Source organism: Roseateles sp. P5_E11 (assembly GCF_054049355.1).
The window spans coordinates 1-12,617 of the sequence record NZ_JBFUMO010000125.1; the positions used below are offsets into that span (position 1 = coordinate 1).

At 66.5% G+C, this 12,617-nt stretch carries 10 protein-coding genes and 1 pseudogene; 4 read left to right on the top strand and 7 right to left on the bottom strand.

Annotation, left to right across the window (positions count from 1 at the left end; genetic code table 11):
- Positions 1 to 270: 270 nt before the first annotated feature.
- Positions 271 to 543 (top strand): annotated as a pseudogene (locus tag ACXJKR_RS11750) (aliphatic sulfonate ABC transporter ATP-binding protein); the annotation flags it as partial.
- A 29-nt stretch (positions 544 to 572) separates the two neighbouring features.
- Here the strand turns inward: ACXJKR_RS11750 and ACXJKR_RS11755 are convergent.
- From ACXJKR_RS11755 to ACXJKR_RS11765, 3 genes are all read right to left on the bottom strand, one after another.
- Positions 573 to 1,223 (bottom strand): M23 family metallopeptidase, encoded by a 651-nt coding sequence (locus ACXJKR_RS11755; protein WP_457322994.1) that lies wholly within the window; start codon positions 1,221 to 1,223, stop codon positions 573 to 575.
- A gap of 69 nt (positions 1,224 to 1,292) precedes the next feature.
- Positions 1,293 to 2,321 carry a L,D-transpeptidase family protein gene (locus tag ACXJKR_RS11760; protein ID WP_457322995.1) on the bottom strand — a complete coding sequence of 343 codons (1,029 nt, stop codon included), beginning with the start codon at positions 2,319 to 2,321 and terminating at the stop codon, positions 1,293 to 1,295.
- Between the two features lie 349 nt (positions 2,322 to 2,670).
- The gene (locus ACXJKR_RS11765) at positions 2,671 to 3,003 is read right to left on the bottom strand and encodes a hypothetical protein (protein WP_457322996.1); all 333 of its coding nucleotides are present in this window, start codon (positions 3,001 to 3,003) and stop codon (positions 2,671 to 2,673) included.
- 275 nt (positions 3,004 to 3,278) lie between these two features.
- Between ACXJKR_RS11765 and ACXJKR_RS11770 the strand changes: the two genes are divergently transcribed.
- Complete coding sequence (locus ACXJKR_RS11770) at positions 3,279 to 4,100, top strand: hypothetical protein (protein ID WP_457322997.1); 822 nt, start codon at positions 3,279 to 3,281, stop codon at positions 4,098 to 4,100.
- A 255-nt stretch (positions 4,101 to 4,355) separates the two neighbouring features.
- The gene (locus ACXJKR_RS11775; protein ID WP_457322998.1) at positions 4,356 to 6,527 is read left to right on the top strand and encodes a carboxy terminal-processing peptidase; all 2,172 of its coding nucleotides are present in this window, start codon (positions 4,356 to 4,358) and stop codon (positions 6,525 to 6,527) included.
- Positions 6,528 to 6,636: 109 nt separating this feature from the next.
- Here the strand turns inward: ACXJKR_RS11775 and ACXJKR_RS11780 are convergent, their stop codons facing one another.
- On the bottom strand, positions 6,637 to 7,899 hold the full coding sequence (locus tag ACXJKR_RS11780) for a M20/M25/M40 family metallo-hydrolase (protein ID WP_457322999.1): 1,263 nt from the start codon (positions 7,897 to 7,899) through the stop codon (positions 6,637 to 6,639).
- Between the two features lie 100 nt (positions 7,900 to 7,999).
- Between ACXJKR_RS11780 and ACXJKR_RS11785 the strand changes: the two genes are divergently transcribed.
- A complete protein-coding gene (locus ACXJKR_RS11785; RefSeq protein ID WP_457323000.1) occupies positions 8,000 to 8,917 on the top strand; it encodes a LysR substrate-binding domain-containing protein in 918 nt (305 codons plus the stop codon).
- A gap of 52 nt (positions 8,918 to 8,969) precedes the next feature.
- Here ACXJKR_RS11785 and ACXJKR_RS11790 read toward each other — a convergent pair whose 3' ends face one another.
- From ACXJKR_RS11790 to ACXJKR_RS11800, 3 genes are all read right to left on the bottom strand, one after another.
- Entirely contained in the window at positions 8,970 to 10,004 is a 1,035-nt protein-coding gene (locus tag ACXJKR_RS11790) for a diguanylate cyclase (protein WP_457323001.1), read from the bottom strand.
- The gene (cheB, locus tag ACXJKR_RS11795; protein WP_457323002.1) at positions 9,988 to 11,037 is read right to left on the bottom strand and encodes a chemotaxis-specific protein-glutamate methyltransferase CheB; all 1,050 of its coding nucleotides are present in this window, start codon (positions 11,035 to 11,037) and stop codon (positions 9,988 to 9,990) included. The genes ACXJKR_RS11790 and cheB overlap by 17 nt, the downstream gene beginning before the upstream one ends.
- A partial coding sequence (locus tag ACXJKR_RS11800) for a hybrid sensor histidine kinase/response regulator (RefSeq protein ID WP_457323003.1) occupies positions 11,034 to 12,617 on the bottom strand: 1,584 nt, incomplete at its 5' end. The genes ACXJKR_RS11800 and cheB, both read right to left, overlap by 4 nt.

Sequence of the window (12,617 nt, forward strand, 5' to 3'; positions counted from 1 at the left end):
GGGCATAAGACGGCTAACGAATAGCGTTTATCCGCCGACCAGGCGAGGTTGGAAGAAGTGTCGGCATAGCGGCGGCGGATAAACCTGTTGGACTGAACCGCCCACCGTACGGCGGCGTCAGGCGGCGATATGGGGAATGTAAGTTTCAAATCCCCCGCCGGACCAGTGCGGATTCACCCGGGTGAACGAGCCGCCCCTGCTCGGCCCGCCGCATGGCTCGCACGAAGCGATGGCGGTTCGCTCGGCCCGCAGTGAGCAGGGCCGTCTTCGCCGCTGGGCGCGCTAGATGCGCTGACCCGGCTGGAGATGCACCGCCTCATCGAGCAGCTCTGGCGCCATCACGGCTTCACGGCCCTGCTCGTCACCCACGATGTCGCCGAGGCCGTGGCCCTGGCCRACCGCGTGCTGCTGATAGACCGTGGCGGCATCGCGCTGGATGCAACCGTCTCGCTGCCACGGCCGCGCTCGCGCACGGCGGCAGGGTTTGCGGAGCTGGAGGAGCGGGTGCTGCGGCAGATCGTCGGCAACCCGGCCTTGGCTTAGCTGTCAGGGACTGAGCGAGTGGTGCTGGCTTAGCCGCCCGCAGAGCAAGGCCGCGAGCCGCGCAGCACGTTGTACGGATTCACCGGCGCACCGCGCCACCAGCGTGGCTTCGGCTCGAGCTTGAAGATCGCCAGGTGCAGGTGCGGTGCACCGGCCGGCGAATTGCCGGTCAGGCCCACGTAGCCGACCAACTGGCAACGGCGCAGCGACTGGCCTTCCACCAAGCCCGGCGCGTAGCCGTCGAGGTGGGCGTAGTAGTAGGYGTAGCGCGACGCGGGGTCGAACTGGTAAACCGTGAGGCCGCCGCRCTGGCTGGTGAACAGCTTGGCCACCACGCCGTCCTCCACCGCCAGCACCGGCGTGCGCATCGGGGCCGGGATGTCCAGTGCCTCATGGGCACCTTTCGTGCGGCCGTCGCCGAAGGTATCCGTCAGGGTGGCAGCCCACACGCCAGGTAGCGGAATGGACAAATCGCGGCCCTGCAGGTCGGCGATGTCGGCAGGCGTGACGGCGACGTCCACCGGGCCTGACGCGGGTGTGACCGCCGTTGCAGGCCAGGACGAAGGCACCGCGGGTGTCTCGACCCGCACCGCCGGCGCGGTCACCTGAGGTTGGACTGGCGGCGGCACTGGCGCGCGGCGCTCGCTGCAAGCGCTGGCGCAGGCCAGCAGCAAGGCCATTGCCGCGTGGGACGCGCCGTGGCGAGGCGGTAGGAGTGCCATTGCGTGCAACCTGCCTTGCAGCCGAAGTCAGGGCCGAATGTCGACCTCGAAGCCCGGTTTCACGAGCTTGGCCAGACGTTGCGCGTCCCAGTTCGTCATGTGGATGCAGCCGTTGGTTTCCTCACGGCCCAACTGCGCGGGGTTGGGCGTGCCGTGGATGCCCCAGTGCGGCTTGCTCAGCCCCAGCCACGTGTTACCGACGGGATTGTTGGGGCCCGGCGCGACCTCGGCCTTCTGCGCGTCCTTGGGGGCGTTTTTCAGCAGCGCCGGGTTGTATGTGAAGGTCGGGTTCGGCACCTCGCTGACGATCTTCAGCACGCCCAGCGGCAACGGGTCCTGCGGCCCGCCGATGCTGATCGGGAACGCCCCCAGCACCTTGCGATCGGYGCCGAGCACCCACAAGGTCTTGGCCCTCTTCTCGATCTCGATCCTGACCGCCGCGCCGCCGACCGGCGGACGCGCGGAGACGTCGGGCACGATCAACTCGTCGCCTGCCTTGAAATCCTTCGCCCGGCCACGATTGAGCGACGCAAGCATCGACTCGCTGAGATGGAAGCGCTCCGCCAGCGCCTCGCCGATGGTTTCGTAGTCCAGCGACCTCAGCTTGGCGCGCTCGGCCATGTCGGCGGGTGTGCGGGTGTAGGGGCCGGCCACGTCCTTGTCGGTGATGGTGTAGGTCGTGAACGCACCGCCCGTATCGCCCTGTTCCAGCGCCTTTGCGGTGGCCGCGTCGAGCCGGCCGGTGGCTTTCAGACCCCTGGCTCGCTGAAACGCGATCAGCGCGCGTTGCAGGTTTCGCCCCTGGTGGCCATCGATCTCGCCCGGTGAGAACCACGCCCGATCCAGAAGCACCTGGGCGCGGGCGACCGCGTGGGCACCCACCGCGTGACCGTGTCCAGGCACCAGCGACGCAGCGTTGAACGCCTCCAGCGTCTGCGGTGCCGCCGACGAGGTGGCGCGGGCGCGGTGCGTGGCGGCAACGCCCGGCGACGCGACGCAGGCGCAACACAGCAGCGCGGCGGCCATCTTCAGCGGTGAAAGTGACAAGGTCGGCATGGCGGGCTCACGAGGTGGGTCGATTCACCGCACCGTACCGAGGTCACCGCGCCGCACGTGTAGGCCGATGCCTGGAACCACTACCAATAATTGACGATGTGAACCGCCGCCCGCGAGGCTGGATGACCGCTGCGCGCCCTACATCGGGCATCGAAGGAGCGGCGAAGTCCGATGAGTCGATGACTGCTTCATGCCGCGCACCCTGAACCTGGCCCTTTGACGCGAGCGACGGCAACCGCTGCAGCACCGACGGCGGATTCAGGCTGATTGCCGCCGTTCGCCGCAAAGCTTGCCGACCGGCAGATGGAGCGACTCAAAGCGAAAGACGCAGATGAACCGATTCCAAACGTCAGAACCGGTAGCAGTGCCCCGGCTGAGAGTCGCCACCATTGACCTGCACACCATGGGCCGCAACAGTCGCGCCGGGATAGGCGCCGTTCTGACAGGCGATCAGCGCATCACGACTGCCTTCGACGCCCCGCTCGACTATGGATTTTCGCGGCTCAAGACGTAGTCCGCGATGTTCGGATGCCGCTGGGGCGTCGCTTGGTTTGGTGGTCGCGAACGCCCGAGCAGGAGAGCGGGGCAGCTTGAGGTTTAAGGGTACCGGGCCGGCGCCAGCGGCGTCATCGCCGGGCGCCGCGATGCAGTAAAGAGGTGCGACCAGCGCGACCAGCAGCATCGCTGAGCTGCGTACACCAGACAGCGAACCGGACAAGCGGCCTGCGAAGGGTAGAAACAACTGCTTTGAAGACGCAACGCCTAGCATGTTGGGATTGTGGCCAGTGTCCGATCCATCCGCGAGCCATGCTGTTGACCTTGCCGCCACGAACCGTAGCCAGACTGTCCGCGGAAGGTGAAAAGAGCCAACGGAGACAAACGGTTCGCGCTCTACGATTTTGGATAGGTCGCAAGTGCGCGTTCCTACCTTCGTCGGTTCATAGCCCTGGAGCCTGAATGTTCTCTCGCCAAACACTTCTCGTTCTGTTGAGCGCCGCAGCGTTCACCGGAATTGCGCATGGTGCGCCATGCAAGACGACTGTCGATATTCCCCAGCGCCTGCGTGACAGCTCTCTGCTCCTATTGGGCGAACTGCACGGCACGCGCCAGATACCGGATTTCGTAAGCGCCTATGTCTGCAACTTGGCTGCTCAGGCGAGAAGCGTGGCGCTCGCGCTCGAATGGCCAGAGGAAAACCAAGCGGCAATCGACGCTTTCCTTGATAGCGACGGCCGGGGCGGTGCACGCAAGGCGTTGCTCGGTTCCCGCGATTGGTCAAAGCCCGCGCATGAACAGGATGGGCGTACCAGCATGGCCATGCTTGTGCTGCTCGATGAGGTGCGGCAGCACAACAAAGCCACGCCGACTCGCAAGATCACAGTCCGCGCGATCGACGGGGACGACCTAACGATGAGCCGCAACGTCCGTGCGCTGACCGCTACGGGGCTTTTCTCTCACGTCGTCGTGCTGACGGGAGACCTCCACACCAGTTTGGTCAAAGGCAACATGTTCGATCCGGCCATGGAGCCCATGGGCTTTCTGCTACGTGACCTCCACCCGATTTCCCTCGTGGCGGAGTACGACCAAGGGACGGCCTGGAACTGCGCCGCCAGCCAGTGTGAGCCGCATGTAGTGCTATCCATGCCGACGCAGCGAGGCGCGCGGTATTCAATTTCGTTGCGGCCACCGAAAGATCGGCTCGGCTACGACGGCAGCTTCTACGTGGGGAGGATCGACGCTTCGCCTCCGGCCGTTTTGCCCACCGCCGCGAACGATTGAGTTGAATGGCTTGCAAGAACGGCCGTCGCCCTTTCTCGCGCTCGGGCTGAGCGGCGGCAATCGCATGCCGGCACGACCGTCTCCGTCGCGCCCGGTGCTCGGACCAGGCAACATGGCACCATCGAGGCCGGGCAGGTCAACGTGGGGACGTCCATCAAATGATTTGGATGAGAGCCGCCGCTGACCGGCGGGTCAGACGTCGATCGTTGCTGGTCAAGCCTGGCCTGTGACTATGTTTTGGTTCAAATGGATTAAGTGACATTGAAGCAAGCGCTGATTTCATTCGTGCTCGTGCTGACGGCTGCAACCCAAGTTGTTGCCGAAGGCTCCGCGGCGGCTTTCCCGCAGATGCTGAAGCCGGAGGCACAGCAGGCCAAGTCGGCCCATCTGGCTGCGGACCTGCTGTCTCGCTACCACTACCGACCCCTCTCGCTCGACGACGCGTTGTCGGCCAGGATCTTCGACCAGTATTTAAAGGCGCTCGATCCGGAGAAACTGTACTTCCTGCAGTCCGACATCGATCGCCTGTCAGGCGACCGCATCTTGCTCGACGACGCGATCCTGGCTGAGGACCTGCGGGTGCCGTTCGAGGTCTTCAACCTGTACGAACGCCGGGTGGCTGAGCGGCTGACCTATGGCCGCACCTTGCTCAAGAAGGGGTTCGATTTCGGGCAAGACGAATCTTTGACGGTCGAGCGCAAGGATCAGCCTTGGCCTGCGACCGAGGCAGAGTCCCAAGACCTCTGGCGCAAGCGCGTCAAGAACGAGTGGTTGCGGCTCAAGCTTGCCGGCAGGGACGACCCGGCCATCGTGAAGATTCTCGACAAGCGCTACGAAAGCGCATCGAAGAACCTGGGCAAGATCACAAGCGCCGACGCCTTCCAGGCCTTCATGAATGCCTACACGATGGCGATCGACCCACACACGAACTACCTGGGACCGCGCGCCGCGGAAAACTTCGGCATCTCCATGCGACTGTCCCTGGTGGGCATCGGCGCGCTTCTGACGCAGATCGACGACTACGCCACCGTCCGGGAGCTGGTGCCAGGAGGGCCCGCGAGCCTGTCGGGCCAGTTGAAGGTCGGCGACCGTATCGTGGGCGTCGCGCAAGGCGCGACCGGCGCCATGGAGGATGTCGTCGGCAGGCGCCTTGACGACACGGTGGCGTTGATCCGGGGCATGAAGGGTTCGACGGTTCGGCTGGACGTCCTGCCGGCCGACAGCGGGCCCGATGCGCCGAACAGGACCGTCGTACTGGTCCGCAACACCATCACAGTGCAGGACAGCGCCGCCAGGGCCAAGATCTATTCCGTCACGACGGGCGCAGGCAAGCGCCTGGTCGGCGTAATCACCCTGCCCTCGTTCTACGAGGATACCGACGCACTCAGAAAGGGCGACAAGGACTACCGCGGCGCAGCGAACGACGTGGGCAAGCTGCTGTTCGACATGAAGGCCCAGAAAGTAGATGGCGTGTTGATCGACTTGCGCAATGACGGCGGCGGGTCGCTGCGCCAGGCGGTGAACCTGACGGGCATGTTCGTTGGCAAGTTGCCGGTCGTTCAGACCCGAGATGCAAGAGGCAACATCACTGTCGAGAAGAACGCCGAGGCTGGTTTGGCATGGAGCGGGCCGCTGGGCGTCCTGATCAACAGGGGCTCGGCTTCGGCGTCAGAAATCTTCGCCGCGGCGATCCAAGATTACGGTCGCGGCGTGATCATCGGCGAGGGCAGCTTCGGCAAGGGCACCGTCCAGACCCTCGCCAACCTCGACCAGATCGCCAAGAACGCAGCGCCGACGTACGGTGAACTGAAGTTCACCATCGCTCAGTTTTTTCGGGTGAATGGCGGGACGACCCAACTCCGTGGCGTGACGCCAGACATCCTCTTTCCGCAAACCAGCGACGACACCGAGTTCGGAGAGTCGAGCTACGTCAATGCCCTGCCGTGGACCAACATTCGAGCCGTCGACTACTCGCCTGTGGGTGACGTCAAAACGCAGTTGCCCCGCCTGTTGGCTTGGCACGCAGCCCGCGTCGAGCACGCCCTTGACTTCCAGAACCTGCTGCAGGATGTGGCCAAGGCACAGGAGCGTCGCAAGAACAACGTGATTTCGCTCAGTGAATCAGTTCGACGCAAAGAACGTGCTGCCTCGGAGAAGCGCCTGGCTGCCCAGCTGGGTGAAGCGGGAAGGGGCGCGAGCGGCACGCTGGTCGACGACGGCTTGCAGTTCAACGAACGCCAGCTGGACAAGGATCTCGCCGCTGAAAAAACCCGGAAGACCATCAACGATGCGCTTCTTGACGAGGCTGTCAGTATCCTTTCCGACAGCGCGGCATTGAAGGAAGGCCAGACCCAAACAGCGGCGAGCGCTCTACCGATCCGTCCCCAGGTGGTCATGACCTTGCCGAACGTTTCCTCTGAGAAATAGCCGTTGGTGGCCGAGACCTGACCTGGAGGCGGCCACGTCGAGCGGCGCGCACATTGCCGGACTCGGTGCGGATCTTCACCCAAATGCGCACGACCCCCATCAGGTTGCCTCAAGGGTTCTCGCCCGACATCTCCATGATCAGTCGCGTCACGAGGTACAGCCGTGGCGCGATGGAGCGGATGTCGACGTACTCGGCATCGTTGGAGTGGGCGCCGAAGCCCGTGAGACCCAGGCCTTCGATCACCGCCCCTCGGGCCTGTATCGCCGCGAAGGAGGCGTCCGTGCCGCCACCCGTGGCCACCTCCGCCACCTGCATGGGCAGGCCCAGCTCCGCGTAGATGGCCTGGGCACGCTTGGCCAGTGCGCGCGAGGCCTCGGTGGCCTCCAGCGGCGGGCGGCGCACTTCGAACTTGAGCTGCACCTTGGCATCGGCCAGCCGCCGCTGCTGCACGCGGCGCTGCAGCTCCTTCTCCAGGCGGTCGAAGTCCGCCACACGCAAGGCGCGCGCATCGGCCTGGGCCGTGGCCTGGGCCGGGATCACGTTGCGGTTGGTGCCCGCCTGGGCCATCGTCCAGTTCAGCTTCAGGCCCGTGGCCGGCTCCGACAAGTCCTGCATCTGCAGCAGTTGATGAGCCAGTTCCGTCAACGCATTGATGCCACCCTCCGGCCTTGCGCCGGCGTGCGAGGAGCGGCCTTCCACGCTCAGATAGGCCGAGCCGATGCCGCTGGTCGCCAGGCGCACACCGCCCTGCACGCCGGCGCCCTCGAAGGACAGCGTCATGTCCTGGTCGGCCGCGGTGCGCGTGATGGTCGCGCGCGAGCCCGGTGAGCTGATCTCCTCGTCGCCGTTGATCAATACGGTCAGCGTGCCGTAGTCGTCAATGCCCGCCTTCTGCAACAGCGCGATCACATGCAGGATGGTGGCCACGCCCTGCTTGTCGTCCGCGATGGCGAGGCCGTAGGCGCGTTCGCCCTCGATGCGAAAGGGCTGGTCCTTCAGCATGCCCTTCAGGTAGACGGTGTCCATGTGGGCGATGAGCAGCAGCTTCTTGCTGCCCCGCCCCTTGAACTGCGCCTTCACCATCTGGCCCTGGCGCTCCGGCGTGTCCTCCATGCGGTAGACCTCCGTGGGTTCGATCATCGACACCTCGCCGCCCAGGGCCTTGAGCTTCCCGGCGATCAGCCCGGCCACCGAGGCCAGGCCGTCCAGGTCCTTGCTGCCGGACTCGATCTCGACCAGCGCTCGCAAGGTCTCCAGCAGCGCCGGCTGCTCCTGCTTCGCCAGGTCCTGCAGTTGCTGGGGCGTGGGTGCCGCCTGGGCCAGGGAAGCCGCCAGCAACGCGGCGGCGGCGATCAATGTACGAAGTTGCATATCGAGGACGTGGAGCTGGGACCGAGCGGACTGTGCCAGCGACCTTTCACAACGCCCATCGACAAGTTTTCCCCACTCTATGCAGTGATGTAATAGGTGGATGCGCTTTCGCTCGCCGTCGCTGGCCGAACTCCATGCTTTCGTCGCGGTGGCCGAGCTGGGCAGCTTCTCCGCCGCCTCGCAGCTGTTGTCCGTCACCCAGGGCGCAGTCAGCCGGGCGGTGCAGCGGCTCGAGTCGGAGCTGGGCCTGGCGCTGTTGGCGCGCGGCGGCGCCCAGGTCACCCCGACGCCCGAGGGCGCCAGCTACCTTGCCCGCATCAAGCCCGCCCTGGACATGCTGGAACGGGCCGTTCCCTTGCACGCGGCGCCTGCCGGCCCGTCACTGCGCATGGCGCCCGTGCCGTCGCTGTACGCGCGCTGGCTGGTGCCGCGGCTGCCGGCGTTGCAAGCGCAACATCCGCAGCTCAAGCTCGAGTTCCGCCGCTGGCGCCACGACGACCGCTTCGAGCGCGACGACRTCGACTGCTGGATCAACCCCAAGCCGAGCGCACACAGCCGCTGGCCCGAAGGCGTCGTCGCGCAATACCTGCTCGGGCGCGAACTGGTCCCCGTGTGCCGCCCGGCGCGCGCTGCCCGGCTGACCCGGCCGCAAGACGTGCTGCAGCACCCGCTGCTGCACCACAGCGCCCATCCCGCCGACTGGGCGCTCTGGCTCAAGGCCCAGAGCGTGCAGGCGAGCCAGCCCCAACTGGCCTCGGGCTTCGACCTGGCCGCTGCACTGATCGAGGCCGTCGTTGCCGACATGGGCATCGCGGTCGTGCAGCTTTGCCTCATCGAAAGGGAGCTGGCCGCTGGGCAGCTCGTCGTGCCGTTCAGCGGCTGGGTGTCGTCGGGGCGCGGCTTCTACCTCTGCCGGCGGGCCGACCAAGAAGGTTCGTCCGAGCTCCATGCATTCGCGCAATGGGCGGTGGCCGAGAGCCGGCGCTGGCGGCGCGAGGCCCTGGCCGCGCTCGACTGACGGTCAATACACGAGCGAGAAGGTGACGTAACCCTCGTCCCGCGGCGGTCCATCAATGACTGCGCTCCTGCATCACGGCGCGGTTCTTCCCGCCTCGCTTGGCCTCGTAGAGTGCCTTGTCCGCGGCTTCGATGAGTTCAAGGGATGAGCCACCGCGCTGCGGGATCATCGAGGCGCCGCCGATGCACACCGTGAGGTGCCGGGCCGGCGCCGAATCGCCCTGCGCCAGTTCAAGGTCCTGCACGGCCAGGCGCAGTTTTTCGGCCATGAAACTGGCCCCGGCCGCCGGCGTGGTCGTCATGACCAGCGCGAACTCCTCGCCACCGTAGCGCGCCACGAGATCGGTCGAGCGGTTGGCATTCAGGTGCAAGGTGCCTGCCACCTTCTGCAAGGCCTCGTCGCCGGCCGGGTGGCCGTAGGTGTCGTTGTACTGCTTGAAATCATCGATATCGACCATCAGCACGGAGAGCGTGCTCTGGTCGCGCAGCGCCCGGCTCCATTCCATCTGGATGTGCTCGTTGAACCGGCGCCGGTTGCTGATCTCGGTGAGCCCGTCCACGTAGGTCAACCGCTGCAGCTCGATGTTCAACTCCGTCAGCTGCTGCTGGCTCTCGCGCAGGGCCCGGTACGCCTCGTCGCGCTGCAGCTGGATCGAATACCCCCTGGAGTGGTAGCGGATGCGCGCCACCAGCTCGACCTGGCTCGGCAGCTTGACGAGATAGTCGTTGGCACCGGCCTCGAACGCTTCGCTTTTCACCGCCGGGTCCTCGGTGGTCGACAGCACCACGATCGGGATGTCCATGGTGGCCGCGTTGGCGCGGTAGCGGCGAACCAGCGTCAGGCCGTCGATGCCGGGCATGACCAGGTCCTGCAGGATCACCGTCGGCCCGATCTGCTCGGCCAAGGCGATCGCCTTCCCGGGATCGGCGCAGTAGTGGAAATCGATGTCCGCGTGGCTCAGCAGCGCGCGGCGCACGGCCTCGCCGATCATCGCCTGGTCGTCGACCAGCAGCACCATGACGGGACGGCGCCTGGCCGCCGATGGCTTCGGGAGGTCGAGGCTCTTCATATCAAGGTCGATCATCATGGCCTCCTGGTTCTGGTTGCATGCAAAGCGCAGCGCGCAGCCGCGGTGCGATCGCGTCGATGGGCAGGACGTCCACCGCAGCGTCCAGCGCCACGGCGGCCCTCGGCATGCCGTAGACGGCGCAACTCGCCTGGTCCTGCGCGATGGTGTGGTGCCCCTGGTCGCGCAGCGCCTTCAAACCGAGTGCGCCGTCGCGTCCCATGCCGGTCAACAGCACGCCGACGACGCCGCCCCGCCACAGCGCACAGGCGCTGTGGAAGAACACGTCGACCGAGGGACGGTAGACGTACTCCCGCGGGATCGGCGTGTACGCCAGGCACCCGCCCGCCACAAGCCGCAGATGGTCGTTGGTGGCGGCGAGCAGCACCACGCCCGCGGTGGGCCGGTCGCCTTCCGCGGCCACCCGCACAGGCAGCGTCGAATGCTGCCCGAGCCACTGAGCCATGCCGGCGGCGAACTGCTCGTCCACATGCTGCACGATGACGACGGCACCCGGGAAATCTGCCGGCAGGCCGTGCAGCAAGGTGGCCAGCGCCGCAGGGCCGCCCGCCGAGGCGCCGATGGCGATCAAGGGCTGCGGGCAGCTCTTGCGCAACCTCGCAGCGGACCGGGCGGCGTCGACCCGGGCCGGGGCGCTGTCGCCGATCAGCTTGCCGATGATCTCGATCTTCGCCAGCAGCGGTGCGGCGCCTGCGTGCGGGTCGGTGCCGGCCAGCGTCGGCGTGTCGACGACGTCGAGCGCGCCGTGGCCCATCGCGTCGAAGACGCGGGCGGTGTTGGCACCCATGTTGGAGGTGACAAGCAGGATGGCGCACGGCGTCTGCGCCATGATGCGCCGTGTCGCCTCGACCCCGTCGACCACCGGCATCAGCAGGTCCATCAGCACGAGGTCGGGCCGCTGTTCAGCGCAGCGCTGCACCGCCTGCGCGCCGTTCTCGGCCACCCAGATGACGCGGTGTTCCGGCTTCAGCGCCAGCACGCGCCGCAAGGCCTCCACGGCCAGCGGCAGGTCGTTGACGATGGCGATCTTCATGTGACGACCGCCTCGCCGATCAGGTCCACGGCCGCCTGCAGCAGCGTCTCGTCCTGAAAGCTGCCCTTGGTCAGGTAGTGGTTGGCCCCGGCTTCCAACCCGCGCCGGCGATCCTCGTCGCGATCCTTGTACGACATGATCATCACCGGCAGCGACTTCAGGTTCGGATCCTTCCTGACCAGCGTGACCAGCTCGATGCCGTCCATGCGCGGCATGTCGATGTCGGTCACCAGCAGGTCGAAGTGGCCGGTGCGCACCGCATTCCAGCCATCCATGCCGTCGACGGCCACCTCGACGTCGAAGCCGTGCTGGGCCAGCAGCTTGCGTTCGAGTTCACGCACCGTCAGCGAGTCGTCGACCACCAGCACGCGCTTGCGCTTGCTCGCCCCGGCGGCGCCGGTGCCTGGCCGCACCTGGCTCAGCTGGCCGGAGGCAATCAACTTCTGCACCGAGCGGATCATGTCCTCGATGTCGATGATGAGCACCGGCGACCCGTCTTCCATCAGCGCGCCGGCGCTGACGTCCTTGACCTTGCCCAGGCGCGGGTCGAGCGCCTGCACCACCAGCTCGCATTCGCCGAGGAAACGGTCCACCACCAAGCCGTAGATGTCCTCGTGGTCGCCGACGACGAGGACCGACAAGTCGCCCGCCAAGGCCTGGGGCGCGTCCACCTGCAGCAACTGGTGCGCAGTGACCAGGCCGACGCGTCGCCCGTCGACTTCGACGTGCTGCCGCCCCTCGAGCAACTCGACCCGCTGTGGCGCGATTTTCAGGGCGCGGAAAATGCGCGCCAGCGGGAAGGCGTACGGCTCGCCGCCGATGTGCACGAGCAGCGTGCGCACTACCGACAGCGTGAGCGGCAATTGCAGCTGGAAGCGCGTGCCCAGGCCCGGCTGCGTCGACACGCGAACGCTGCCGCGCACCTGTTTGACCATGTCCTGCACGACGTCGAGCCCGACGCCCCGCCCGGAGACCTCGGTCACCCGCCGGCTGAGYGTGAAACCCGGCAGGAACAGGAACTCCAGCAGCTCGGACTCCGAGAGCTCGGCCGCGACCTCGGGTTTGGCGTGGCGGCGCTCGACGACGGCGCTGCGCAGTGCGTCCAGGGCGATGCCGCCGCCGTCATCGGACACGGTGATCTGTAACGCCCCGGCACTGTGGCGCGCCTCGAGCCGCACGACGCCTTCCGCGGGTTTGCCCACGGCGTGTCGCTGTCCAGGCAATTCGATGCCATGGTCCAGCGCATTACGCAGCAGGTGGCCCAGCGGCGCATCCAGCTTCTCGAGCACGTCGCGGTCCACCGGCGTCGCGGCACCGACGATTTCGAGCCTGACCTGCTTGCCCAGCGAGCGCCCCAGGTCGCGCAGCATGCGGGGCATGGTTTGAACACCGTCCGCGAATGGCCGCATCCGACAGGCCACCGCCTCGTCGTACAACCGGCGCGACAGGTCGGCCGAGCGCCGCTCGAAAGTTTCCAGATCGGCCAACCCCTGAGCCTGCAACCGGAGGGCTTCCCTGAAGCCACCAGTGCCCCGTCCGGTTTCACATGCGACGCGAGCCGTTGCAGCAGCGGCTTGAGC

What these genes read in the sequence shown, in the direction of transcription:
- ACXJKR_RS11765 (WP_457322996.1), bottom strand. Translation starts at nt 3,003, where the DNA reads ATGCTGCTGGTCGCGCTGGTCGCACCTCTTTACTGCATCGCGGCGCCC.
- ACXJKR_RS11770 (WP_457322997.1), top strand. Translation starts at nt 3,279, where the DNA reads ATGTTCTCTCGCCAAACACTTCTCGTTCTGTTGAGCGCCGCAGCGTTC.
- ACXJKR_RS11780 (WP_457322999.1), bottom strand. Translation starts at nt 7,899, where the DNA reads ATGCAACTTCGTACATTGATCGCCGCCGCCGCGTTGCTGGCGGCTTCC.
- ACXJKR_RS11790 (WP_457323001.1), bottom strand. Translation starts at nt 10,004, where the DNA reads ATGATGATCGACCTTGATATGAAGAGCCTCGACCTCCCGAAGCCATCG.
- cheB (WP_457323002.1), bottom strand. Translation starts at nt 11,037, where the DNA reads ATGAAGATCGCCATCGTCAACGACCTGCCGCTGGCCGTGGAGGCCTTG.